Raw genomic sequence first — 25,452 nt, 5'->3', positions numbered from 1 at the left:
TGAAATCACGGATACAAGCGAGATTTTTTCAGTTGATATTGAGACCATTGAAGACATAGGCCAAATAAGTTTCTTGCCCTTACAAACTGCTTTAAGCTACCCTGTATTCTACGAGGAACGCGAAGATTCTTACCATTTTAGAGGCGGTATCGTATTTAATCAGGAAGGACTTTTCTTTGTAAGNTTAAACACCCAGCCGCTCCTATACGAAAGCTACGAACATCCCGCTATGTATCAATGCGAGAATAAACGGAGAAGGTCGGTAAGGGTCTGTTACGCTAATGCCAGTACGAATGTAGAGAATTATGAAAATATTTTTCTACAGACCAATGTTGATTATTTGCTTGAACTAATGAATTATGAGCGGTATGCGAGTATTGGCTCTTTTGCCTTGCGTGTAGAGCCGTAATGCTACTCCTGATTAACAATTTATTCAAAGCAGGTATTATTTTAATGAACCTGGGCGTTACTACATTAGCTTTGATACAGCGCCGGAACACTATAGGTTTTACGAACACCCCAGTGTCTATTTATGTAAAGACACCAAGAGAAATGACATGGGTGTAGGTTATCGGAATACCAGTACCAAGCTAGAAGCGTATGAAGCAACTGCACTAATGGAGACGCACACGCATGTTCTAGCCCTCTCCTTCCGCAACCAACTCTGGCGTATGCAATAGCGGTAGCTCTACACTGAACCATCCGTCTTCCGTGCTTACTTCCACCTGAGCCGTGGTGTAAAAAGCGTAGCGGCGGCGAATATTATCCAGGCCCACTTTCGTGGAAACCTGAACCTGCTGTTTGGGCTGAAGCTGGTTGCGGATCAATAGTGTACCACTAGAAGTACCAACAACAACCTCTATAGTCAGTGGCTGTTGGGTGCTGACGATATTGTGTTTGATGGCGTTTTCTAGCAGCATTTGCATAGATAACGGAATCATATGCAGCTGCTTGACAGCAGGGTCTACTTGTAGCTGCAACTGTAGGTTTTCACCAAAACGTTCTTTGAGTAAAAACTGATAGGCATCCAGAAAATCGAGTTCCTCGGCTACTGTGATTAAAGACCGGTCACGAATTTCCAAAATGTAGCGATACACCTTGGAAAGCTGCTGTACAAAACGCACGGCCCGGTCCTCGTCTTCAGGGATCAGGTAAGTGAGGGTATTCAAACTATTGAATAAAAAATGCGGATTGACCTGGCTTTTTAGTGCATCTAACTGGGAGCTGATATTTTCCTGTCGTAAACGTTCTGTTTCGATGAGGCTCAGTCGCCAGCGATGATAGAAATAAATGCCTTCATAAAGAGAAATGATAAAAAAGACTACCATAAAGGTACTCTTGGCGTAATCAAACTTACTCATATCCCTGTGGTAGCCTTCAGGCAGAAGTACATCATGGATATCGTAGCAAAAGTTATTCAGCAACAAGACCATCGCTATAGTCGTGAGCACCATAAAGGATAACCGCTTTATGGTATCCTTATACTCCGGCCAACGAGAGCGAAAGAAAAGCACTGCCTGGCGCATTACCATCCAGTAAAAAATGGTAAAAAAGAGCGAAACCTTCCACTTTGGCCAAAAGGCCCAAAAGCCGTTTTCCAGCGTACCGTTAAAAAACAACAAGGGCATCACAAAAGCCACCAGCGGCACTCCCACCAAGGCAATGGGAAGGTCATTGAAGCCTAAGAGGGCCCGGTTTCGTGCTAGTCTTTGCATAGTTTTCGTCATCTCTCCAAAGCTATCTATTTTTCTCTTAACTCGCTACACTTAGTCATCAGATGGCCTAACAACGAACCTGAATAGCCATATTCAGGCATTGAATTACCTGGCTACAACATTTTAGTGCGGCCACCATCCACTGTAATATTCGTGCCTGTAATGTAAGCCGCAGCCGGGCTAGCGAGAAAAGCAATGACGCCACCAATCTCCCGTGGCTGGCCAAAGCGCCCCAGGGGAATGCTCTGCTTCATTTGGTCGGCCATAGCATCGGTGCTGATGTTTTTCTGGGTTGACCAGGTATCCAACAGGCCGTGCAGGCGCTCTGTTTCTGTTGCTCCGGGAAGGAGATTATTGACCGTTATACCGTCTGGGCCCACTTCATTAGCCAGTGTTTTGGCCCAATTAGCAACAGCAGCACGGGTCGTATTAGAGACCCCAAGGTTATTGATCGGTGACTTCACCGAGGTAGAGATCACGTTGATAATACGGCCGTAATCAGCTTTTTTCATCCCCGGTACTACCGCCTGTGCCAGTACATGGTTGCACAACAAATGATTGTTGAGCGCCTGCGTAAAGGCCGACAAATCAGCAGCTAAGATCGGGCCTCCTGGAGGGCCTCCGGTATTATTAACAAGAATATGGATCGTCTTTTTCTCCGTCAGTGCTGTTGCCTTGGCTTGTAAATCAGTAACGTCTGTATAATCAACAGTGATAAAATCGTGCTGTTGCCCCTTTGAAGTGTCAAGGTCTTTTATTACTTCTTGCAGCAATGCGGCCGATCGAGCCATCAGGGTAACGTTGGCTCCTAGTTCTGCCAGTTCCTGCGCCGTGGCTTTACCTATTCCTTTGCTGCTGCCGCCAACGAGGGCATTTTTATTACGTAAATCGAGGTTCATTATTTCTTGGTTAGGTCAGAACAAAGATAGGAAAATGGATCTGTATGATGGAAGAGAAGCTCATACGAGCTAAGTCAAATGCATCAAAGAGTTGTTAACGCTTAATTGTCTTTCGGGTGCTTTAGAATTGTTTTTCATGCTTGGGGTTTGTTCATTTTTGTCATTCGCAACAAAAACGAACCCAAAAATGCTCGTCCCGCTAAACTCCTTCCAGTCAAACAGTAGCGGGACATCCCTCCCAACCGTAGATCGCACTGGTACGATCAGCCCATTTTACCAATATCATACTTGTTTCGTAATTTCGCACTACTAATTGCGCAAAAACAAATTGAGCCTTCTTTTGGGTAAAACATATTTTGCTTCGGATTTTCACCTTGGTGTCGACGGTCGGCTGAGCAGCGCTGAACGTGAACGGCAGCTCGTTCGTTGGTTGGAGACCATCCGCCATGATGCTGAGACCATCTACTTGGTAGGAGATATTTTTGACTTCTGGTTTGAGTACAAAACGGCTGTCCCTCGTGGATATGTGCGCCTGCTCGGCAAACTCGCTGAACTACGGGATGCTGGTATCAAGCTTCACCTCTTCACTGGCAACCACGACATGTGGATGTTCGACTACCTGGAAAAAGAACTTGATACTCCTATTTACCGCGAACCTGTCATTCACGAAATTAACGGAAAGACGTTTTTCATTGGTCACGGTGATGGTCTCGGGCCAGGAGACCACGGATACAAATTGCTAAAAAAGGTATTTGCTAATCGCGTTTGCCAGTGGTTATTTGCTCGCCTGCACCCCAACTTTGGCATAGGGCTGGCCAACTTTTTTTCTGGTAAAAGTCGGGAAGCTAACCACAATGAAGATGTCTTTCTTGGGCCTGACAACGAGTGGCTGCTGCAGTACAGCACGCGTAAATCGGAACAGTTGCCCGAAGTTGACTACTTTGTTTTTGGACATCGTCACCTTCCTATTGACTACTTACTCGCCAATAATCACACCCGTTACATCAATCTTGGTGAGTGGGTTTATTTCAACTCTTACGCCGTTTTTGATGGCCAAGACCTAACACTGGCGTTTTTTGAACATCCGGAAGGGAAAGCGGTGAAGAGCCCAAATTAGAATTTGCCCACCTACACCATTCTCCATTTCCAAACGTTCACTTATTGTGAATAATCATCAGCTTCATAATAACCGCCCGCTCTTTCTTCTTGCACTCCTGTTACTGGGGTGCCTGCCTATCAAGGTGGGCGCTCAGGTAGCAACCGATAGCTTACGCCAAATCATCTTCCAAAAAGACAGCATTGTCAATTTTGCTATTGATCCTCTTCAGCAACTTCTAACGGTCGATTACAAAGGCGTACTGACCCAATATTCGCCGCAAGGCAAAGCCCTTTTTCAATATTACAATACGACACTTGGAGAAGACTTCACCATCGACGCTACCGACCCTTTCAATATTCTGCTTTTCTATCAAGAGCAGCAAACCATTGTTTTACTCGACCGCACGCTGAGCGAACGTGCCACCCTGGATTTGCGAGACACCCCCATTCAGTACGCTACTGCTGTTGCTCGCAGCCATGACAACAACCTCTGGGTTTATGATGAACTGGCCGGGCGACTATACCGCCTAAATGCTCGTGGCGAAGTGCTATTCACCTCTAATGACTTTCGGTTAAGTGAAAATTTGACAGAAGGGCCAACCCAAATTTTACGCTGGGGAGATCGGCTAGCCCTCAATTTTTCACAGAGAGGAATTGCTTTATTCTCCATCCTGGGCCAGTTAGAGGAGTGGTGGAAGATTACGGAAGTGGAAGATTGCTTCTTCCAAAAACAAGTCTTTTATTTTCGCATGAACGGCAATTATTACCGCTACTTCCCACAGCAGCAATTGCAACAAACACTGGAATGGCCTGACGCTGTCAACAAGCCCGTTTTGTTCCGAGCACAGATTGATCGTCGCTACCTACTTTTTGCGGAAGGAAAACTTGTTGTCGAAGGATATTAGTTAGACTTTGCCATAGGACGCTAAGTGCAGAACAGGGCTATGCTTTACCCACCTCCGTTCTTTGGACACCTCCGCCCAAGCGGAGGACAGGAGATTCCTTTGGTTGAGCGCGTAAGGCGTAGCCTGAAGCTCGGCGGACGGAGGAGCAGGACAAGAGACAGCAGTGGTACCAAAGGTAAGAACGGATGGCACGGTGCCGATCCCGTCCCGACTAGAAAAGTCGGGACGGGAGAAGGCATGGCCCATGAAACAAACACCTGGAAGCAATATAAAACGTGTGAGGAATACTGGTGATCAAATTCACCGCCCTTAATTCGTACACTTCCCTCAAGCAGTTTAACTTTGTGCGCAAACCAGCGCCGTAGATGTAACCTACGACGAACAATAGCACAAAAACAACTTGTGCAAGACAGGGACTCAACCTTCCGGTCAATTTCCTGTTAATCTTTTTGAAAAATTAATGCCTACGCATGAGTGATACTAAGTTTTACCCGCTAACAATAAGTAAGGTAAAAACCGAGACCCAAGATACTGTTAGTCTTTATTTTCAGGTTCCTGCTGAACTGGCGGATACTTTCGCCTACAAGCAGGGACAATACCTGACACTTCGCTTTACTGTTAACGGCAGTGAAGAAAGACGGGCTTACTCTATGAGTTCTTCTCCACTTGAGTCAGAACTGGCCGTCTCTGTAAAAAGAGTGGATGGTGGAAAGGTGTCCAACTATATTCATGACTCCGTAAAAGCGGGCGACACTGTTGATGTAATGCCTCCTCAAGGGCGTTTCTATACTGCCTTAGATCCCGATCAGCGGAAGAGCTACTACCTTTTTGGTGCGGGTTCAGGAATCACACCATTGATGTCGATTCTAAAAACTACGCTTGAAGAAGAGCCACAAAGTAGTGTCTACCTCCTATACGGTAGCCGCGAGGATGACCAAATTATTTTCTACGATGAGCTACAGGAGCTTAGCAAGCGCTATGCTGGGCAACTAAAGGTAGAATATATCGTCAGCCAACCTAAGAAGGAAAAGGGAGGCTGGTTTAAAAAATCGACGACCAACTGGGAAGGCCTTACGGGACGGATCAGTCCTTTGGTTATCGATACTTTCCTGAGAGAGTGTCCGGTGCAAGGTAAAGGTGCCGAGTATTTCATTTGTGGCCCTGGTGCTATGATTGATGCCGTAGAAACCTGCTTGATGGAACAAGGCATCGACAAGAAGAGTATCCATTCTGAACGCTTTGTCAATGCCGCAGAAGTAGCCGCCGGCAAGGTGATGACTGCCGGAGGAGCTGGCACGGTGAAAGTGCAGCTACGTGGCGAAAGCATTACCATTAAAGTCCCAGAAAAAAAGACCATCCTCGAAGCTTTGCTAGACGCCAAGCACGATGCGCCTTATTCTTGTATGGCCGGAGCTTGCTCTACCTGCATGGCTAAAGTCAAAAGTGGTTCTGTGAAGATGGATGTTTGCTATGCTCTCGATGATGATGAGGTAGCTGATGGCTACGTGCTGGCATGCCAGGCGCATCCTGATGGCAAGGATGTGGAGATCAGTTTTGATGTGTAGCAGGTCAGGCTTGATTGGGAAGGAATAGCTAGTGGATTAATTGAAAAACTTGTGCCTTCTGCGCTAGGTAAAAGGCAAGCAGCTTTGCGTAGACGCAGGTTTCGCGGGCTTCAGTCCGCACTGTATCCTCTCCTCTTTGTGCGGACTAAAGCCCGCGAAACCTAATCGGAAGTAACTTTTTCAACACCCCTTACCCCGCATCTATCTCCCATTTCAGGCAGGACTATAACAAGAAAAGCCCAATTCGCATCGCTGCGAATTGGGCTTTTTCTTTACCGGGAAGTTGTGAGATTTACTCAGAAACTACTTCGAATTTCACTTCCGGCTGTACCTCTTTGTGCAAGTTCAGTACCAAAGTGTAGGTACCCAAATCTTTCACATTATCAGGCAATTGTACTTTACGGCGTTCAATATCAAGATCGAATTGCTCTTTAAGAGCATTGATGATCTGAATATTGGTAACGCTACCAAAGATCTTACCACTCGTACCAGCTTTAGCACCAATACGTAGTACCTGGCCATCCAACTTCTTGGCAATATCCTGGTATTCGCCCAGGCGTTTGGCTTCAGTAGCATCTTCACGACGCTGTAATTCTTTTAGACGAGCCCGGTTAGCGCTGTTAGCGATCAACGCAAGTCCCTGAGGAATCAGGTAGTTGCGACCGTAACCATTCTTAACGGTCACCAGCTCGTGCTTATATCCGACGTGTTCAACGTCTTGCAACAGAATGATATCCATGTCAAATCGTTTTTAAAATTAGTAATTTAAAATACCAGACTCCGCTATTTCAGCAAGTCAGTTACGTAAGGCAGCAACGACAGGTGACGAGCACGCTTGATCGCAGCAGAAACTTTACGCTGGTACTTTAGAGAATTACCGGTAATACGGCGTGGTAAAATTTTACCCTGCTCGTTAACGAAAGACAGCAGGAAATCGGCATCCTTGTAGTCGATATACTTGATACCGTACTTGCGAAAACGACAGTACTTCTGACGCTTGCCACCAATCTTAGGATTGCTTAAAAACTTAATATCATCGCGATTAGCCATAGCTTATCAAGATTTAATAGTGGAAAATAGGGATTACTCTTCCTCCTGCTTAGCAGCTGGAGCGGGTGCTGGAGCAGCCTTAGCAGCTGGCTCAGCTTTAGGTGCTGGCTTAGCTTCAGCTTTAGCTGGCTTAGCAGCAGCCTCCGATTTAGGAGCTGGTTTCGAACCACGACGATCGCGGTCATTGCGATCACGGCCTTCCTTCTTCTCTTTAGACTTAGGACGCTTGGCTTTCCCGATCAAGCCATTACGCTTGTCTTCGTTATACTTGATGCCAAACTTGTCTAGTTTGTAAGTAAGGAAACGCATGATGCGCTCATCTCGGCGTAAAGCCAGTTCCAAATCGTCGATGAGATCGACCGTTTCCATTTGGAATTCAATACAGTAGTAAACCCCGCTATTGCGTTTGTTGATCGGGTAAGCCAAGGTGCGCAGTCCCATCTCGTCGATGTGCACAATATTGGCTTTAGCCGTTTTCAACATATCGCTATAGGTCTGAGCCGTCGTTTTAATTTCTTCCCCCGACAGCACTGGGTCTACGATGAATGTTACTTCGTAATTTCGCATAGATCAGACTCTAATTCGTGAATAAATTCTTTAAAAGCGGGTGCAAAGATAGGATTTTAGTTTTAAAAAAAGTAAAAACTTTAAAGTAATTCTCTGATTCATCCGTCTCCATAGAAAAACACTTATTTTGTTAACCGCTAATATGGCAGCATCCAGAGACAATAGCATTACAGTAACCATCCGCAACTACGGTGATCGCTTGTTCCGTTTTATTCGCGGACGGGTAACTTCGGATGCCGATGCAGAGGATGTTTTGCAAGATGTTTGGTACCAGCTCAGCCGAATTGTCGACCTGGGCAGCATCGAAAATATCAACGCTTGGTTGCATCGCGTAGCCCGTAATCGCCTGACTGATCGCTACCGCAAGAAGGAACCCTCAGCTCTGGAAGACCTTCGCAATGGTGAAGACAGTGATTTTTTTCTGGAAGATTGGCTTCCCGCCTCAGACGATGGTCCTGAAGAAGCTTATTTTCGCCAGCTGGTTTGGGAAACACTCTACGATGCGTTGGACGAATTGCCAGCCAATCAAAGAGATGTTTTTGTGTGGAACGAATTAGAAGATGAAACCTTTCAATCTATCGCCGACCGAACCGGCATCAACATAAAAACACTCATTTCCCGCAAGGGATACGCCGTCAAACACCTGCGCCAAAGACTGGCCGACCTTTACGACGAACTCCTTAATTACTAACATTGCAAGAATATGCACCGTCAACATAAATATCGCAAACGCTGGTCACCTTTTATATTCGTTCCTTTGATCCTGGCCGTGGTCGCCCTCCTCGCTGGTGTGGTGATGCTGCTTTGGAATGCTACGATCAGTCCCCTTTTCGACTTGCCGGAAATCAAATTTTGGCAAGCACTGGCCCTTTTCGCATTATGTCGTTTGCTCTTCGGTCGTTTGGGCCCACCGCCTGCCTATCGCCAAACCCCCAAAAGGCGAGCTGCCTGGAAAGAAAAATGGGGCAACATGAGTGAAGAGGAGCGGGCCTCTTTTAAAGCACGCTGGAAAGAACGGTGTAAAAAAAGGGAGGATTCTTGAGGTATCCGTAAATTTAAAAACACACCTCCTGCTTAGAGGACTACATCTATTCTGGGCAGCTGGCCGCGCCTGAGGGCTGGCCATCGCGCTATTCGCTCTTTCCGCACCCCGCTTGAGCGGGGAATGCGGAACCGCTGCTATCACTGCTGCTGCTCCTCCGTCCGCCGGGCTTCGCTATTCGCTACGCACCTTTGTGCACCAACTAAAACAAACCTTGATGAGCATCAAGGTCTACCATTTTAATGCCCTCTCCATTTTTTTTTAAAAAAACTTACATTTCCTTAAAGTAATTCTGCTACTCATCCGTCTACCTATATGAAAGCGCTACGGTAATACCCTGTGGCCTAACCTTCTTAACCCCAACGAACGACCACTTACAACTGGTCTTCTAAAATTAAATCATCATGCGTATCCTATTCGGAGCCTTGTCGTTCGCGGCAGGGGTGGTCTTGTTTTTTCTTTTTGCAAAGCTTTTGATCGCTGGTCTTCTTTTTGCCCTCGGTCTGGCAGCCTTTGCTTTTTTCGTACACAAGTTGCGACTAGCGCGCTACGGTTACGCTAAGTCAGACCATTTCGGTGGCTTTTCTGACCACCGCCAAGCCTACCGCTACCCCGCTGTGCACACTCAAGCCGGATGGCAGGATAACGGGTCATTCCGTTTCCAGACCATCACGGTTCAGTAATATTCGGTACGGGGTACTGGGTACTGGGATGGGGGTTTTAGCTAAAGCAAGCTCACTCACTTTACTCAAACTCACTCGTACAGGCGGCAGGGTTGATTTAATTGTCAATCGTTTGCCGTTACATTCAATCAAAATCAAACAACAATAATTATGTGTAAAGGAATGAAATATCACCATGGCCAACGTGGCCGTCATCATCACGGTCGCGGACGCGGCCCTATGCACCGCCAAGGTGCGCCGGTCAACATTCAGGAAATGGACGACCGCTACGAAATCTATTTAATTGCGGCTGGCCGCAAGCGGGAAGACTTCCGGACGGAGGTCGCCGACGACTTACTCACTGTCCATGTAACTGCTCCCGCTAATGAAACCGAAGGGCAATGGCAACGGCGTGAATTCCGCTTCCGCGCGTTTGAGCGCAGCTTCCAACTGAGTGATAAGATCAACCAGGAGGATATCCGCGCAGCTTATGAAGGCGGCGTGCTCACCATCACGCTCCCCAAGCATCCTGATCGGGTGACGCAGCGGCGTGAGGTGGAGGTAGAATAAGTAGGAAGGTTGTCTAGGGTGAATTCAAAAATTTAACCCGTGTAAAGGTTTTTAACCACCAAAGGCACCAAAGTTTTTTTTGAACCATATAAGGAATATGAGGTCATTTAAGTGTTTTTTTAAAGCGCTTATATGCTCTTATAATCACTTATATGGTTTATTTTTCATATAAGAGTCCTTCCTTTCTCGCATCAGAGATGCCAGAAAACAAAATCAGTCTTTTGTCAACTAGAGCAGCGCCACTGTTGTTGAAGCTCTATAAATTACAATATACCAAATGACCAATAAGCAACTTATTCTACGCGAACGCCCAGTGGGCATGCCTACCGAAGATACTTGGAGCCTGGACGAAACGGCCATCCCCGAACCTGCCGAAGGCCAACTGGTTGTGCGCCATCATTACATCTCATTGGACCCAGCGATGCGCGGCTGGATGAACGACACTCGCTCTTACATTCCACCAGTACAACTGGGCGAAGTAATGCGAGCGGGTTCTATTGGCGAAGTGGTAGCTAGCAAGCACGAAAAATTTGCAGTAGGAGACATCATCACAGGCTGGGGCGGCGTACAAGAATATTGCCTGACCAATGGTGACAACTGGTATAAGGTAGACACCCGCCTAGCGCCAATGCCCGTATACATTGGCACACTGGGAATGCCTGGTATGACGGCTTACTTTGGTATCCTGGAAGTGGGTAAGATCAAAGAAGGAGACATTGTTCTTGTTTCTGGCGCTGCTGGTGCCGTGGGCAGTATAGTGGGGCAGATCGCCAAAATTAAAGGCTGCACAGTGGTAGGTATTGCCGGTGGCCCCGAAAAATGTAAATACCTGACCGAGACCCTCGGTTTTGATGCAGCACTCGACTATAAGGCCGAAGGTTTTCCACGGGCACTGAAGGAAGCCTGCCCTAAAGGAATTGATGTTTATTTTGATAATGTGGGTGGAGAAATTCTAGATCTCGCGCTTGCTCGCTTGCGCCGTAATGCCCGGATTGTAATTTGTGGTGCTATTTCACAATACAATAACAAAGAAGCTGTAAAAGGACCTAGCAACTACCTTTCGTTACTCGTCAACCGAGCTACCATGCAGGGAATGGTGGTAATGGATTACGCCCAAGACTACGGCAAAGCCGCTCAGGAGATGGGGCAATGGATGGCTGCAGGAAAGCTTCGCTCTCGCGAAGATATTTACGAAGGAATTGAGAATTTCTTCCCTACTTTCCAACGCTTATTTACCGGAGAGAAAATGGGCAAGTTGGTACTAAAGGTGATTTAGGGGTCAAGTTCGCACGGAAACGTATTAAAGTCGATTGATTTTGCATGCGAACCTGACGGTACGAGGTACTTAGTACAAGGTAGAAACACCAAATAGTAGGTCGAGTTTCTATCTACAACTGTTTACGCGTTAGCTTGCGCTGCTACGTATTCAGCCAATACGTCACCTTTGCCACAATAGACCGGTTTTTTACAAGCCAATCCAGTGAGTTATAATTATCGGTATATACCAGGAAGAAATCGGATACGGGTGCAAAGCGCCACTGCAAGCGCGCATTAACGTTGAAGTTATCAATCTGACTATTATACTGAAAGAAAGTCGTCAGGAAAATACTCTTACTAAACGTAAGATCAATTCTTGGTCCGATAAGGAATAAGCTGGCACTGGCGTAAGGGTCGGGAAGATCAATGTAGCTATAATTCGTGGTAAGCGAAATCTGCCCCAAGGGCTGATAACGCCAGGTAATATTGGTTCGTAAACCATAGCGATAACCATTAAAAAACTGCCCAACTATTGGTTCCACTCGGTAGGAAAAAGTCTTGCGACGATCAGAGTTATACTCTATAGAAAAGCGGGTATAGGTATAACCGGTAGCACTAGGCAAAGGCGTAGCATCTGTTCGAGTGGGGTCAAACTCGTCTAGTAAATAAACATATTCATTCGATACATTGAATTGGAGTTGGCTGGTATTCAGGAAGCTGATATCCCATGCAAAAAACATTAACCGATCAGTACTTCCTTCTTCTGGCGTCCACAAAAAGCGCGAACGAAAACGCGGGCCATGCCTATTGATGCTTCCCTTTTTGGGATAGAAAAAAAGGTCCGCACGAGGATTGATCTGCCAATAATTTTTCCGTGGTACAAATCCTACTTCAGCATCATATTCTTCTCCGACGTAACGTTGTTCCATTCCGAAAGCAAAACGTCGTTCGCGATAATTGATACGGGCACCATGTGTAAAAGGGTTCTTTCCTTGAGTTGGTGAGAAAGAGTGATGAAGATAAAACTTACCGTTCCATTTGTTATCAGCCGATGCCAAATTGTAGTCTAGTCCAGCTACTCGGTTATAAGCATTATTGAGGGTATCACCAGCGAGGTCCGCAAAGGTTTGTTTATTCACAAATAAGAACCCGAGGTTAGACCTGGAAAACATTTTTCGTTGCAATGCCGTAACCGTATAATTGTAGCTAGGCAAACCATTTTCATCATCGCTCGCGGTTTGCATATTCATAAGCCCTACCCTCCAATTATTGTCCAGCTTCCCGCTCAGACGAGCACCATAATAAATCGGATTAGAAATAGCTGCCCCCGTACTCGTGTCTTGGGAAACACCAATTCGGCGAGAGAAGAAAGGATTCACTTGATCATCCCCGAAGGTGCCAAAAAGGTCAGAATTTTCCAGAAAGAACTGCCGCCGTTCCGGAAAGAAAACCTCAAACCTACTCAGGTTAATGACTTGTCGATCAACTTCTACCTGACTAAAATCTGGGTTTGCTGTTAAATCGAGGTTGAGGCCAGAAGTAACTGCAATTTTGGCGTCTCCTCCTACCCCAAAGGTATTCTCTGTTGGCAAGCCTTCTTCATAATCGGTTTGGACTGCTCCACTGAGGTAGGGGATCAGTGAAATGCTTTTCTTACCTGCTTTTGGTGCTTCCTCCCAGTGCATATTGCCCATATACGCCAAACTCATGATCATTTGGTTCTGTGGGATTGGTTGCCAAGTAGAGCGGGTATTACTCTGTGTATCAAAACGGTAACTATTGAAATACCAATCTGTCTGTCCTTCCGGGAATCGGATGGTACTAAAAGGGATCGCAATTTCGCACGACCAATAGTCATCAAAAACAGCCGATTCTCCGCGCCATTTATTATCCCATTCGCCCAGCCAGTCACCGCCATTGTTTCCTCCATTGGAGATGAGTGCCTCCCGCATTACACCGAAAGGGTTCATCCCGAAAACGAAAGCATTGGTACGATCGCGAAAGGGATCAAGTAGAAATGTAATATTATCACTACCTCCAGCCCGGTAATCCCTGCGCAAGCTGGGCACCACATAGTCTTTACCCGGCGCATAACACTTGGCGCCGATGTAAAGGTTGTCTTCATCAAAGGTCATGTAAATTTCCGTTTTCCAATTGCAGCGAGAGGAGTCGGAAGGGAAGTTCTCCCAAAAATCGGCCGCTGGGCGACCGGTAAACCAAGCAGTTTCATCGAGCTGGCCGTCGATCGTTATTTTGTCCTCCGATTTACGAAGATAAAGCCCTTCTTCTTCAGATAGTTTCTCTGAAAAGGCCATTTGAGAGAAACCAGGGGTGAGGATACCGACAAGCAGTAGTATTAACAATAGTTGCTTTAACATGATATAAGCGTTTTCATACTAGCGTACTGCCCTTCACAACGATCAGCGTAGCCAAGGGTTCATTCAAAGGTACATTAGTACGAAGTACTTAGTAAAGATCACGCCCAAAAGCAGTGAAAGGCCTATTTACTGCGGTCAAAATCAATTATCGCTCCTTTCCACTACCTTCATAATTGAGCGAAAAGCAACGTATTTTTCCTGATAACGTTCATGGTGCTTCCGTTGCATCTCTGCTGCATGCTCTTCCTGATATTCCTGATAAGCTGTAAAATCGTGAGCCAAGTACTGTATACTATAGGTAAATCCTTCTGTTTCATCAGTACCCAATAAGCGTGATATCGTGTATTCCGCAAATTTACCGGTTTGCATCATTTCTGGTAGATGAACGACTTTCATCCATGCCAACCACTCCTTGTGACTAGCATGGTCGATTTGTATAGTAACATTATATAAAATCATAACTACTTTTGTATTGCGCAAAATACAGTTGAGCTGCTTTTGTGCTATTCCTTATTCCTCTAATCGGGTAATTTTAGCTCCCAACGCCGCGAGGCGCTCATCAATACGTTCGTAACCACGGTCAATCTGATGGATATTTCGAATCGTACTTTTCCCTTTTGCTGACAAAGCTGCAATAAGCAGTGCAACACCAGCCCGAATATCAGGGGATGTCATCTCTATACCTTTTAACTGAAACCGGCGATTGAGGCCAATTACCGTGGCGCGATGAGGGTCGCAAAGGATGATTTGCGCGCCCATATCAATGAGTTTATCTACAAAAAACAGGCGGCTTTCAAACATTTTTTGATGTACTAAAACACTACCATTGGCTTGGGTTGCCATCACTAGAATGACGCTCATCAAGTCGGGTGTAAACCCAGGCCAAGGAGCATCATATACGGTAAGGATAGAGCCATCAATAAAACTCTGTATTTCATATTCCTCCTGAGCAGGAATATGCAAGTCGTCTCCAATAACATCAATTTGCACCCCTAATCGTCGAAAAACATGAGGAATAATCCCTAGTTGATCAACCCTACAATCTTTAATGGTAATCTCCGACTTCGTCATGGCCGCCAAACCAATAAAGCTACCTATTTCAATCATATCAGGCAACAAACGATGCTCGGTACCCTTCAACTGATCTACCCCTTCAATATGCAGGCGATTAGATCCAACACCTTGAATTTTAGCGCCCATTGCCTGCAGCATTCGGCACAATTGCTGAACATAAGGCTCACATGCTGCATTATAGATCGTTGTTTCTCCTTCAGCCAATACAGCGGCCATCACAACATTGGCTGTACCTGTCACAGAGATTTCCTCCATGTGCAAATAGCATCCTTTCAGACGACCTTCTGATTTGAAAGCATAGAGGCTTCGTTCATTATCAAAAGAAAAATGTCCACCTAACTGCTCCAACCCTAGCAAGTGGGTATCCAGACGGCGGCGGCCAATCTTGTCACCTCCTGGCTTGGGCAACGAAGCTTGTCCATAACGCGCCAAAAGTGGCCCTATCAACATTACCGAACCACGAATACGACTGGCATCCCGAATAAAATCCTGCGTCAAGACATAGTCAAGATTTACTTCGGAGGCAACAAAACGATAGGTATGATCATCAAGCTGAGTGACTTCTACCCCCAGGCCTTTGAGTAATTCGATCGACTTTCCAACATCTCTAATTGCTGGCAAATTGCTGATAACGACAGGCTCACTGGTGAGTAAAACGGCACAAAGCACTTGTAGTGCTTCATTTTTAGCTCCCTGTGGAATAATCTCCCCTTGTAAAACGTGACCACCTTCTACCACAAAGGTTCCGGATGCGTGCATAAATCGATAACTTATTGATGATCAAATAAAACCTCAAACATGAGTCATCCCGAATTTTGATTGCCATCAAAACCCGTGCTGACCAACCGAAAACCTATAACTAGAGACGAAACCCCATAATTTCTATTCGTGAAATCATGGGGTTTCGTACAAATAGTCAGATAAACCACTCTTTTCAAATGCTTAGTAAAGTAAAGTACCTTTTATTTCCGGTACCCGCGACGGCCTCCTCCACTGTTCTTACGGCGGCCTCCTCCACTGTTTCTGTTACTATAACCAGAAGAGCGCTTACCTCCTTTACCTCCACTATTATTTGAAGGTCGGCGGCGTTGAGTTGTTTTGTTAACCAGGTTATCTAGCGACTGCTCTTCAGGAATCTCTAATAAGCCTTTTGACAAGGATTTGAGATCAGCCTTGATAACTTCATCACTAACGTAGTGCTCGCGATTCCATGTTTTATAGGCCAGTTTCATATAGGCAGCAATGGCTGCTACATATCCATCTTTTTTAGGCCCTTCCTCCATACCTATGGCCTTCTTAATCATTGTCTGGACATTGTGCCCATAATGACGGTACTGTGCTTCTGACTCAGGGTAGGGTACCATATCAGGAGACAACCGACCACTAACATCTTCAGGCATTTCCACGCCTTCTGGCGGGCTCACGCGCAAGTCATTCTCTGCAATACGGAATAAATGGCGCCATAATTTGCCTTTATAATCTTCAATATTGCGGTTCTGAGGAACCATTTGCATCATCAACTTGATGATCCGCTCGGCGAATCGTTGACGTAATGCATCATCTTCGAGCGTCCGAGCATGGTCTACCAATAGCTGTACGTGTCTTCCGTATTCCGGAATCGTCAGGTTATCTTTGGCAGAATTATAAGTCATATTCCAATCTATCATACTTCTTTTTTTACTCTACAGTTACTGATTTCGCCAGATTACGTGGCTGATCTACATTACAGCCGCGCATGAGGGCTATATGGTAAGACAATAATTGTAGTGGGATAACCGACAATAAAGGGGTAAATGGTTCCTCTGTATTGGGGATTTCAATAACGTGATCGGCCATTTTGCTAATGACCGTATCTCCTTCGTTTACAATTGCAATAACGAGGCCTTTGCGTGCTTTGACTTCCTGAATATTGCTCACAATTTTATCATAAGCACTTCGGTTTGTTGTAGTAACAATCACCGGCATATTCTCGTCTATCAAAGCAATCGGCCCGTGTTTCATCTCAGCTGCCGGATACCCTTCAGCGTGGATGTAGGAAATTTCTTTTAATTTCAATGCACCTTCCAGTGCAACGGGAAAATTATAACCCCGCCCTAGATAAAGAGCGTTAGAGTGGTCTTTGATTTCACCCGCAATATAGCGTATTTGCTCGTCCTTTTCCAGCACCTGCCGAATCTTATCCGGAATATTTGCCAATTCACTTACCAGTTGGCGAAAATAGGAGTTAGAGATCGTTCCACGTTTGTGCGCCAAACTCAAAGCCATCATCGTCAATAAGCTTACCTGCCCCGTAAAGGCTTTCGTAGAAGCAACGCCAATTTCCGGGCCAGCGTGAATATAAGACCCTGCATCCGTAATCCGAGCAATAGAAGAACCTACAGCATTCACAATACCAAAAAGCATTGCGCCTTTTTGTTTCGCCATTTCCAGCGCCGCCAAGGTATCCGCCGTTTCCCCTGACTGAGAGATCGCAATAACCAAGTCCTTCTCCCGGATGATAGGGTTACGATACCGTAATTCTGAGGCATATTCTACTTCTACAGGAATCCGGGCCAAGTCTTCAAACAGGTATTCAGCAATTAATCCAGCATGCCAGGAAGTACCACAGGCAGCAATAATAAACCGATCAGCTTGTAACACCCTGTTTGCAAACTCTTCGAGCCCACCTAGGCGAATCCACCCTTCTTCGGCATTCAAGCGCCCACGCATACAGTCTGCTACTGTTTGTGGCTGTTCGTGTATTTCTTTAAGCATGAAATGATCATAGCCTCCTTTTTCAAGTGCTTCGATTTTCATGTCAAGCTCATGTACAAAAGGGGTTTGTTCTTCATTCCCAATCGAACGCAGTTGTAGGCCATCCTCTAGGCTAACTACTGCAATTTGTTCGTCATCGAGGTACACCACTCGATTTGTATACTCAATGATAGGGGTTGCATCAGAAGCCAGAAAGAATTCGTTCTTCCCCAGACCAACGACCAAAGGGCTTGCTTTACGTGCTGCAACAATTTTGCCTGGATCGTCTTTATCAAGAACCACAATCGCATACGCACCAATTACTCTGGTAAGTGCTACCCGTACAGCCTCTTCTAAAGGCAGGTTGTCCCGCTCCTGAATGGCTTCAATCAAATGGGTAAGTACTTCTGTATCGGTTTCGCTTTTAAAAACATGGCCATCTTTTTCTAAAGCCGTCTTTAGCAGTGCATAGTTTTCGATAATCCCATTATGGACCAAAGCTATACGCCCATTCCCTGATTGATGTGGATGCGCATTGATATGATCTGGCACCCCGTGAGTTGCCCAGCGCGTATGGCCAATACCTATTGAGCCAGAAAGGTCTTTATCAACAGCAAAATCTAGTAAATCCTGAACTTTACCTTTTCTTTTATAAATGTGGAGATCTCCATTCAGTAATGCAACTCCCGAACTATCGTATCCTCGATATTCCAGCCGTTGAAGGCCTTTAATGAGTACAGGGTACGCTTGGCGAGGGCCTAAGTAGGCTACAATTCCACACATGTCGTTTGTTTTTGGTCCAGGATAAAAGCACTGTCAATAGCTGCGCTGGCACAAGAGGTAAGCCCCAAATGTATCAACGCGAAAAGAATGTCCTGATTAGATCAGGACATTCTCTAAGCTAATGTCGCAATGCTGTTATTTGTTCTATAAATCCGTAAAAGACACCTTAAGAACAGGAGGGTTAACTACTGCTCCCGGGCCTTTAAATATCACTTGACTAGCATTTCCTGCTTTAGGAAATACTGCTAAATATATTGTTTGTGGCTCAGAACCATCAATAACATACTGGGTATGTATTGACATATTCAATTTGTATAACACCTCTCCACCAGATTGTTCCTCTGGCTGCCCGCCAAAGTAAACACCTAGATCGTTGGGGAGCACGGAAACGTCGCTGATCACAATAAGTTCGCCTTCGTCCGTCTTCTTCAATGCAACAATCTGCTCTGATACTGGATTAAAAATAAGGTCATAATCGGCGGGCATCGCTACCGTCAATTCCAACTCCGCTTTATTGATTACTTTTTGATCGAAGTTTTCAAGCCCCGGAATCTCAAAAGCAACTTCCAGCCCCTGCATACCTTGCAGAAACATCAAGCTATCCTGCGTATCAGGATTTTCGATAAAATCTCCTGCTACATAGCCCTCATAATCATGCGTATAAGTACTGATCCGACGCCCAATGCTTCCGGCTTCCAAGCTATATGTAAGCGTATCAGTGCCAGCACGGTAGTAAAAATAAACACCAGACCAACTCCGATTGACATTAAAGTTGAGTAAGCCAGGAGAAACACCGGTAGGCTTCACGTACAAACCCTTGAAAAATTCAAGCAAGGTACTATCGTTAGCAAATACAGTGGTATCTTGCTGAAAGAAGGTCTGTCCGAAAGCCTCATCCAGGCGAACCCGTACATGTGGCGCTTTCAAATCAACCGTATCCAGGGTAGAAAAACTAATGTCTTTTTTCACGAATATACTGTCGTCATAATTAGGACGAAACATCGCCGATGCCAACGGCATAGGGTCTACATCGTAAAAGATATTGCTAAAGAAAGAGACATTGCCGTCATCATCAAACGCTACCGGATCAAGTGCTTCGTTTACTCTATATACCTCCAAGCCGAACTGCCCGTTCACATCACCATAAATGCCTGAGGAATCCAGGGGAAGTACCAGTACAACTGAATCCAAGATCACCGTATTCGGATTAAACGTAGAGAGGAAATCAATAGGATTACCACCTAGATCACGGGAAAGTAATGGTTCAATGTAGAAGCCTGCTTCGGTAATTCCAAAGTAGGGGTTTTCGGTTCGCCCGAAAAGAAAAGTAGAAATCGCACCAACACCCGGGGAGAAAGCGCTCACCGAGTCAGCAATTTCCGTTCTTACTTTTAGTTTAAGGGTATCTGTAAACCCAACCTTGGCACGGTCCTCATCAAGTAAATTTGCTCCTACTTCAAGGGGGTCAGTACAGTTGGTAAGTACAAGGGAAAGTGCGCAACAAACGACCAGAAGTTTGGTCCAGAAACTATTCTTCATAAAAGTATTGATACTTTTCGTCCATCACTCCCTTCAACGTTAAATAACGAGACAGAAAGAGTGATGGACGATACAAAGAGGTACAACGAGAGGTTTTCAACAGTAGAATTTTACAAGGTCAAAAACCTGCTACTGGAAAACCTAACTTTCAACCTCCTCTGTCAAAAGTGATTGATAAAATTCAATAAGATTGGCTCGGTAATTCTCTTCATCATAAGCCAGTACAGGTTTATCCGTATTAGCTAATGCTTCTGTAGCTTCTTCAGTAAGCTCCTCTGAACCGCGAACGATAGCGTCAGCGTAGTGAATAGCTCCTGATTCTAACTGCACCTGATCACCATTTTGGTAATTGTGCAAGTCTTCTTCTGACAGATTATTGATCGACGCTTTAGTAGCGAAGTTTTCATTAAAATGTGCAGAAAAATTATCAGATGCATAAGAAGAGTAAACAATTTTAGCCGGCTCGAAAAGTGGCTCATTCTTATAAGCTGTTTTTAGATACAGCGGGATAAGACTGGTCATCCAACCATGACAGTGGATGATATCAGGAGCCCAACCAAACTTCTTTACCGTTTCCAAAACCCCTTTACAGAAAAAGACCGTACGGTCTGCATTATCTTCAAAAGGCTGGTCTTTCTCATCCTTGAAGATTTGCTTACGCTTGAAGAAATCTTCATTGTCGAGGAAGTAAACCTGCATACGGGCTTCTGGTAAAGAAGCCACTTTGATAATCAAAGGATAATCATCGTCATCGACGATGATGTTCATGCCCGAAAGCCGTACTACCTCATGTAGACGGTGCCGACGTTCGTTAATGGTGCCAAACCTAGGCATCAGTACCCGGATCTCCATGTTGTTCTCTTGCACATATGGAGCCAGTTGACGAACCATCTCGGAAACTTGCGAGAGGGAAGTATAAGGCTCCATTTCCTGGGTAACTATCAATACCTTCTTTTTGCTCATACGCCTGCTATCTCAATTTTCTAAAAAGAATCAAAGATCGTTTATATATGAATTGTATGGTCTAAGAGGACAAATATCCTTTCCTGCCTTCAATTCAAGCTGCAAAGATAGTAAAAATCAAGCATTTGTCTCTGAAACAGGTTGCTTAAAAAGGTCTCTTTCTGAAAAACGGCTATATTTGCTCCCCGCTTTCGGGAAGAAAATTCATTATTCCATGCAATTGTTTAAACGCGTTGATCAGCTACAGTCTTTTCTGAATGCTGAACGGGTCAATAATCGCTCCGTTGGTTTCATCCCAACGATGGGTGCTTTGCATGCCGGGCACCTGTCACTGGTAAAACGGTCGTTGTCCGAAAATCAAATTACCGTTGCCAGTATTTTTGTCAACCCTACCCAGTTCAATGAAACCAGTGATCTGGATCGGTATCCCCGAACACCTGGTAAAGACCTACAAAAGTTAGCAAAGGTTGGCTGCAATGTCGCTTTTTTACCTGAGGTAGAAGATATGTACCCTCCGGGCCACAATACGGAGTTGAAAATCGACTTATCAGGATTGGATGCCCGCATGGAGGGCGCACAACGCCCTGGGCATTTTGATGGCGTTGCACAAGTCGTTAAGCGCTTTCTGGATATCGTCCAGCCAGAAAACCTCTATATGGGGCAAAAAGATTACCAGCAGCAATTGATTGTTAAACAAATGATTCGTGTACTCGACCTGCCCTATCGAGTTGTCACTGTCCAAACAGCGCGAGAAGAGGACGGCCTCGCTATGAGCTCCAGAAACGTCTTATTAGATACAGAGGCTCGTCAGAAAGCTGCTATTCTTTACCAAACACTTCAAGAAGCAAAAAAACGCCTCATCAAAGGTGAACTTCCTAAAGACATTGAAACCTGGGCAATGAAAGCAATGACCCAGCCAGGGTTTCGTCCCGAATATTTTTCTATTGTGGATGGCTACAGCTTACAGCCTCTTCCTGACCAAGAAGAACTGGCAGAACTTGTTGTTGCTTGTACCGCTGTCTGGGCGGGAGAGGTTCGCTTGATCGACAATCTCCCCCTGAGAGGAAATATGTAACTTTCTTCTTGCTTCTACGTCAAAAAAACAAAGAATAAAATAAACCTAACCTAATTTTGTTTTGTTTACGACTAACAAACGAACTTTTCTTAAAAGGAAGGAGAGTTGTATCCAATGTTTAGCAAATTTTATACTTTTGCGATCCTTAGTCATTTAGTAGCCTGACAGAAATAGAATTGAGCGTTTTTTCTTAATAACTTTTCTGTCTCTTAGCGAAAACAAGCTTATGCTAATTCAACGCTTTAAATCTAAAATTCACCGTGCCGTAGTCACCGAGGCCAACCTCAACTACGTCGGTAGTATCACCATTGACGAAGATTTACTGGATGCCGCTAATCTCCAGGAAGGAGAACGCGTGCAAATAGTAAACAACAACAATGGGGAACGCTTTGAGACCTACACCATCAAAGGTGAACGAGGCTCAGGAATGATCTGTCTGAACGGTGCCGCAGCGCGTCGGGTACAAGTCGGAGATATTGTAATCATCATCGCTTACGGATGGATGACGCCCGAAGAAGCGAAAACCTATCAACCGGATGTGGTATTTCCTGGAGAAGGAAACAAGCTGATCTAAGAAGCCTACAAATTGGCCTTCTTGATCCGGTCCAAATCCCGTTTCAGGTCTTTCTGCTTGATGGAATCACGTTTGTCGTAGGTCTTTTTACCTTGGGCCAGCGCAATCTCTACTTTGGCAAATCCCCGCTCATTGATATAGAGTTTGTGGGGAACTATTGTAAAACCTTTTTCTTTTACCTTTTTCTCCAGCTTTTTGAGCTCTGCTCGCTTGAGTAGTAATTTGCGAACGCGGCGTTCTTCGTGATTGAACTGATTACCGTGAGAATAAGGTGCTATAAACATGCTATAGATCAGCAGTTCTCCGTTTTTGAACAAGCAGTAAGCGTCACGGAGGTTGACATTTCCGGCCCTCACTGACTTAATTTCCGTTCCTAGTAGTAAGATCCCCGCTTCGACAACGTCGATAAACTGGAATTCAAAGGTCGCACGCCGATTGACGATCTCGACGGATGGTTTTTTCTTTTTCGTAGCCATTTTTGCTTGTTCTGTTCTGGGGGTGCTGCACAAAGTNACAATACCAAAAGTCAAAAGTTCCCTTGTCTTTAGCTGGACTTTCCGCATTTTGCCGAAAGTCCAGCTAAGATTTCACCTTCTCTAACATTTTTTTGTGGTCAAGCTAAAGCAAAAATATTAAGCGACTGACAAGAAGCGTAATTTTTGTTTTCGATTGACTTCAAACACAAGAAATGTCAGAGAATCAGATTTCATTGAATTCAAACTAGTTTCGGCTATTCTTTTGTACCGGCTCAGCACGCAATAACCCCGTAGGACGATCAGCTCCTGCGCGTGGGCGTACTTTCAATTTTTCATTTAAGAACTTGGTCATCTTGGTATAAAGGTGCAAGCGAGTGGGGCCACCATAAATACCATGATTCCTATTGGGGTAGAAATAGGTATCAAACTGCTTATTGGCCATAATCAGCGCGTTTGCCATCTCTGCGGTATGCTGGAAATGAACATTATCATCTCCCATACCGTGCACCAACAGGTATTCACCTTTGAGTTGATCAGCAAAATAAACGGGTGAGTTTTGCTGATAGCCTTCTTCGTTTTCTTCTACTGTCCTCATGTAGCGTTCTGTATAGATGCTGTCGTACCATTTCCAGTTGGTAACTGGTGCAACGGCAATAGCGGCTCTAAAGACATCATTACTTTTCAAGATACACGAGCTCGCCATATAACCGCCGTAGCTCCAACCAAAGATACCTATCCGTTTTGCGTCAATGTAAGGGAGCCCCCCAAGATAGCGAGCGGCTTCCGTCTGGTCGATGGTTTCGTAGTAACCTAAACGCTGGTAGGTCATTTTCTTAAACTGTTCGCCACGTGCGCCAGTACCGCGATTGTCGACACTTACCACAATGTAGCCTTGTGATGCCAGCATCTGAAACCACCAGTAGTTTTGTCCACCCCAGCTATCGGTTGCCGTTTGGCTACCAGGGCCACCGTAAACGTACATCAAGACAGGGTACAATCGCTTTTCACTGAAATTAGGCGGCTTGATCATATAGCCGTTGAGGCTCACATCATCCGCCGTATTAAACTGAAAAAACTCAACATCCGTAACACCGTAAGTCTGCTGTAAGCCCTGGAGACGTGCATTATCTTCGATAACCCTTACCTGCTTACCCGCACGATTCATCACCGTATAAGAAGCGGGCATATTTTGGGAAGAGTAAGTAAGTACAAAGTAATCAAACGTACTACTGAATTGTGCGCTATTAGTGCCAGCTACCCCAGCTAACAAAGTTGTATTTCCCTTGCCTTTGATGAGTTGTCCATACACCTCACGCTGCATTGGGTTGCGCTTCGCTGCTTGATAGTAAATCATTCCATTGGCCTCATCAAGGCCGTAGAACCGGGTAACCTCCCAGCTTCCCATCGTAAGTTGCTGTGCAAGGGTTCCGTCCATATTATACAGATAGACATGATTCCAACCATCTTTCTCACTCGTCCAGACAAACTGGTCGCTATCCTTAAGAAAAGCAAGGTTATCGTGGATATCAATGTAATAATCGCTTCTCTCTTTCAATAAAGTCTTACTGTTTCCAGCGAAATCCAACAGGCGTAGTTCCAGGTTGCTCTGGTGACGATTCATAAAGAACACACACAACTCACCGGCTTTGCGCGTCCATTTGATTCGAGGAAAGTATTCCCATTCGGCACCTGTTTTCGCAACTTCTTTGGTATTTCCTGATTTCAGGTCGTAGATATGGATACTTACATCACTGTTTTTTGCCCCTACTTTAGGATATTTAAACGTGACATACTCTGGATAGAGTCCGTCTTCGTAGTTGGTAAGGGTAAATTCTTGTACAGCTGATTCATCAAAACGATAGAAGCCAATTTGCTGACCATCAGGTGACCAGAAGAAACCGTTATCATCTCCAAATTCTTCCTCATAAACCCAATCGGTAGCACCATTGATGATTTTGTTAATCGCTCCATCGGTAGTGACTTGGGTTACGTTTTTACTGACCACGTCTTGTACATAAAGGTTGTTTTCGTATACAAAGGCAACCTTATCTCCCTGTGGATTCAGTGCTGCTAAACGCACTTGTTTGCCTTCTTCAAAAACCCGCTCTATACTTTTCGCAGACCGATTGTAGATATAGAAATCAGCCGCATAAGAATGACGATAAATCGACTTATGATTATTACTGAGAATAATCCGAGCCTCATCTTCCGTAAACTGATAGCTGCTAATATTATCAACCTGAGCAAGGTCTCCTACATTCAGTAAGGTTGCTACCTGTTTGCCAGTACGCAAATCATACTGCTCAATCTTATTGTTTTCCAGGCGCGTGTAATGCTGCCCGTCGTTCATAAAAGTAAAGCCAGGTACACGCTTAGGTGTAAAAAGATAATCGTCCCAAATTCTTTCTAGGGAGATTTTTTGCTGGCTGAATCCTACGACCTGTAGGCCTAGGCTCAAGGCTAAAAGGAGAATAAGTCTATTCATAATGTCATATTGCGCAGAAAAACAAGTGCGATTTATTTTCGT

General features: G+C 45.1%; 24 protein-coding genes. 10 read left to right on the top strand and 14 right to left on the bottom strand.

The window, feature by feature from the left end:
- Positions 1–638 precede the first annotated feature (638 nt).
- Together A3EU_RS0120745 and A3EU_RS0120740 are read right to left on the bottom strand one after the other, a co-directional pair.
- A complete protein-coding gene (locus A3EU_RS0120745) occupies positions 639–1,715 on the bottom strand; it encodes a sensor histidine kinase (protein ID WP_026211502.1) in 1,077 nt (358 codons plus the stop codon).
- 113 nt (positions 1,716–1,828) lie between these two features.
- Positions 1,829–2,614: an SDR family oxidoreductase gene (locus A3EU_RS0120740; RefSeq protein ID WP_020538121.1), complete on the bottom strand. Its 786-nt coding sequence runs from the start codon at positions 2,612–2,614 to the stop codon at positions 1,829–1,831.
- Positions 2,615–2,954: 340 nt separating this feature from the next.
- Here A3EU_RS0120740 and A3EU_RS0120735 point away from each other — a divergent pair, with 340 nt between their 5' ends.
- The 3 genes from A3EU_RS0120735 (at position 2,955) to A3EU_RS0120725 (ending at position 6,182) form a co-directional block, all read left to right on the top strand.
- On the top strand, positions 2,955–3,731 hold the full coding sequence (locus tag A3EU_RS0120735; protein WP_245569383.1) for a UDP-2,3-diacylglucosamine diphosphatase: 777 nt from the start codon (positions 2,955–2,957) through the stop codon (positions 3,729–3,731).
- Positions 3,732–3,777: 46 nt separating this feature from the next.
- Complete coding sequence (locus A3EU_RS0120730) at positions 3,778–4,617, top strand: hypothetical protein (protein ID WP_020538119.1); 840 nt, start codon at positions 3,778–3,780, stop codon at positions 4,615–4,617.
- A 470-nt stretch (positions 4,618–5,087) separates the two neighbouring features.
- The gene (locus tag A3EU_RS0120725; RefSeq protein WP_020538118.1) at positions 5,088–6,182 is read left to right on the top strand and encodes a ferredoxin--NADP reductase; all 1,095 of its coding nucleotides are present in this window, start codon (positions 5,088–5,090) and stop codon (positions 6,180–6,182) included.
- 292 nt (positions 6,183–6,474) lie between these two features.
- On the opposite strand, the gene rplI is transcribed toward A3EU_RS0120725, so the two are convergent.
- The 3 genes from rplI to rpsF are packed head-to-tail and all read right to left on the bottom strand — an operon-like array spanning position 6,475 to position 7,799.
- A complete protein-coding gene (gene rplI, locus A3EU_RS0120720) occupies positions 6,475–6,921 on the bottom strand; it encodes a 50S ribosomal protein L9 (protein WP_020538117.1) in 447 nt (148 codons plus the stop codon).
- A 44-nt stretch (positions 6,922–6,965) separates the two neighbouring features.
- Positions 6,966–7,232 carry a 30S ribosomal protein S18 gene (gene rpsR, locus A3EU_RS0120715; RefSeq protein ID WP_020538116.1) on the bottom strand — a complete coding sequence of 89 codons (267 nt, stop codon included), beginning with the start codon at positions 7,230–7,232 and terminating at the stop codon, positions 6,966–6,968.
- A gap of 33 nt (positions 7,233–7,265) precedes the next feature.
- Positions 7,266–7,799: a 30S ribosomal protein S6 gene (gene rpsF, locus A3EU_RS31255; RefSeq protein WP_020538115.1), complete on the bottom strand. Its 534-nt coding sequence runs from the start codon at positions 7,797–7,799 to the stop codon at positions 7,266–7,268.
- Positions 7,800–7,941: 142 nt separating this feature from the next.
- Here rpsF and A3EU_RS0120705 point away from each other — a divergent pair, with 142 nt between their 5' ends.
- The 5 genes from A3EU_RS0120705 (at position 7,942) to A3EU_RS0120685 (ending at position 11,349) form a co-directional block, all read left to right on the top strand.
- Entirely contained in the window at positions 7,942–8,490 is a 549-nt protein-coding gene (locus tag A3EU_RS0120705; protein ID WP_020538114.1) for an RNA polymerase sigma factor, read from the top strand.
- 12 nt (positions 8,491–8,502) lie between these two features.
- Complete coding sequence (locus A3EU_RS0120700) at positions 8,503–8,841, top strand: hypothetical protein (RefSeq protein WP_020538113.1); 339 nt, start codon at positions 8,503–8,505, stop codon at positions 8,839–8,841.
- Between the two features lie 404 nt (positions 8,842–9,245).
- Positions 9,246–9,524 (top strand): hypothetical protein, encoded by a 279-nt coding sequence (locus A3EU_RS0120695; protein ID WP_020538112.1) that lies wholly within the window; start codon positions 9,246–9,248, stop codon positions 9,522–9,524.
- A 162-nt stretch (positions 9,525–9,686) separates the two neighbouring features.
- Positions 9,687–10,073, top strand: a complete 387-nt coding sequence (locus tag A3EU_RS31250) for an Hsp20/alpha crystallin family protein (protein WP_211213958.1) — start codon at positions 9,687–9,689, stop codon at positions 10,071–10,073.
- A 277-nt stretch (positions 10,074–10,350) separates the two neighbouring features.
- On the top strand, positions 10,351–11,349 hold the full coding sequence (locus tag A3EU_RS0120685) for an NADP-dependent oxidoreductase (RefSeq protein ID WP_020538110.1): 999 nt from the start codon (positions 10,351–10,353) through the stop codon (positions 11,347–11,349).
- Positions 11,350–11,491: 142 nt separating this feature from the next.
- On the opposite strand, the gene A3EU_RS0120680 is transcribed toward A3EU_RS0120685, so the two are convergent.
- From A3EU_RS0120680 to A3EU_RS0120650, 7 genes are all read right to left on the bottom strand, one after another.
- On the bottom strand, positions 11,492–13,708 hold the full coding sequence (locus A3EU_RS0120680; RefSeq protein WP_020538109.1) for a DUF5916 domain-containing protein: 2,217 nt from the start codon (positions 13,706–13,708) through the stop codon (positions 11,492–11,494).
- 141 nt (positions 13,709–13,849) lie between these two features.
- Complete coding sequence (locus A3EU_RS0120675) at positions 13,850–14,167, bottom strand: DUF4286 family protein (protein WP_020538108.1); 318 nt, start codon at positions 14,165–14,167, stop codon at positions 13,850–13,852.
- A gap of 51 nt (positions 14,168–14,218) precedes the next feature.
- The gene (gene murA, locus A3EU_RS0120670; protein ID WP_020538107.1) at positions 14,219–15,541 is read right to left on the bottom strand and encodes a UDP-N-acetylglucosamine 1-carboxyvinyltransferase; all 1,323 of its coding nucleotides are present in this window, start codon (positions 15,539–15,541) and stop codon (positions 14,219–14,221) included.
- 203 nt (positions 15,542–15,744) lie between these two features.
- Positions 15,745–16,449 (bottom strand): DUF4290 domain-containing protein, encoded by a 705-nt coding sequence (locus A3EU_RS0120665; RefSeq protein WP_020538106.1) that lies wholly within the window; start codon positions 16,447–16,449, stop codon positions 15,745–15,747.
- 10 nt (positions 16,450–16,459) lie between these two features.
- The gene (glmS, locus tag A3EU_RS0120660; protein ID WP_020538105.1) at positions 16,460–18,298 is read right to left on the bottom strand and encodes a glutamine--fructose-6-phosphate transaminase (isomerizing); all 1,839 of its coding nucleotides are present in this window, start codon (positions 18,296–18,298) and stop codon (positions 16,460–16,462) included.
- Positions 18,299–18,442: 144 nt separating this feature from the next.
- Positions 18,443–19,837: a DUF4270 family protein gene (locus tag A3EU_RS0120655; RefSeq protein ID WP_020538104.1), complete on the bottom strand. Its 1,395-nt coding sequence runs from the start codon at positions 19,835–19,837 to the stop codon at positions 18,443–18,445.
- Positions 19,838–19,978: 141 nt separating this feature from the next.
- On the bottom strand, positions 19,979–20,800 hold the full coding sequence (locus A3EU_RS0120650) for a glycogen/starch synthase (RefSeq protein WP_020538103.1): 822 nt from the start codon (positions 20,798–20,800) through the stop codon (positions 19,979–19,981).
- 214 nt (positions 20,801–21,014) lie between these two features.
- Here A3EU_RS0120650 and panC point away from each other — a divergent pair, with 214 nt between their 5' ends.
- Both panC and panD read left to right on the top strand, forming a co-directional pair.
- Entirely contained in the window at positions 21,015–21,875 is an 861-nt protein-coding gene (panC, locus tag A3EU_RS0120645; protein WP_020538102.1) for a pantoate--beta-alanine ligase, read from the top strand.
- A 226-nt stretch (positions 21,876–22,101) separates the two neighbouring features.
- Positions 22,102–22,449 carry an aspartate 1-decarboxylase gene (panD, locus tag A3EU_RS0120640; protein ID WP_020538101.1) on the top strand — a complete coding sequence of 116 codons (348 nt, stop codon included), beginning with the start codon at positions 22,102–22,104 and terminating at the stop codon, positions 22,447–22,449.
- A 5-nt stretch (positions 22,450–22,454) separates the two neighbouring features.
- On the opposite strand, the gene smpB is transcribed toward panD, so the two are convergent.
- Both smpB and A3EU_RS31245 read right to left on the bottom strand, forming a co-directional pair.
- Positions 22,455–22,925 (bottom strand): SsrA-binding protein SmpB, encoded by a 471-nt coding sequence (smpB, locus tag A3EU_RS0120635; protein ID WP_020538100.1) that lies wholly within the window; start codon positions 22,923–22,925, stop codon positions 22,455–22,457.
- A gap of 244 nt (positions 22,926–23,169) precedes the next feature.
- On the bottom strand, positions 23,170–25,410 hold the full coding sequence (locus tag A3EU_RS31245; protein ID WP_020538099.1) for a S9 family peptidase: 2,241 nt from the start codon (positions 25,408–25,410) through the stop codon (positions 23,170–23,172).
- Positions 25,411–25,452 lie beyond the last annotated feature (42 nt).

The sequence above is a fragment of the Lewinella cohaerens DSM 23179 genome, from assembly GCF_000379805.1.
In the GTDB taxonomy this organism is placed as follows: domain Bacteria; phylum Bacteroidota; class Bacteroidia; order Chitinophagales; family Saprospiraceae; genus Lewinella; species Lewinella cohaerens.
The sequence above is the reverse complement of the archived record's forward strand: the minus strand, read 5'-3'. Positions and strand labels throughout refer to the sequence as shown.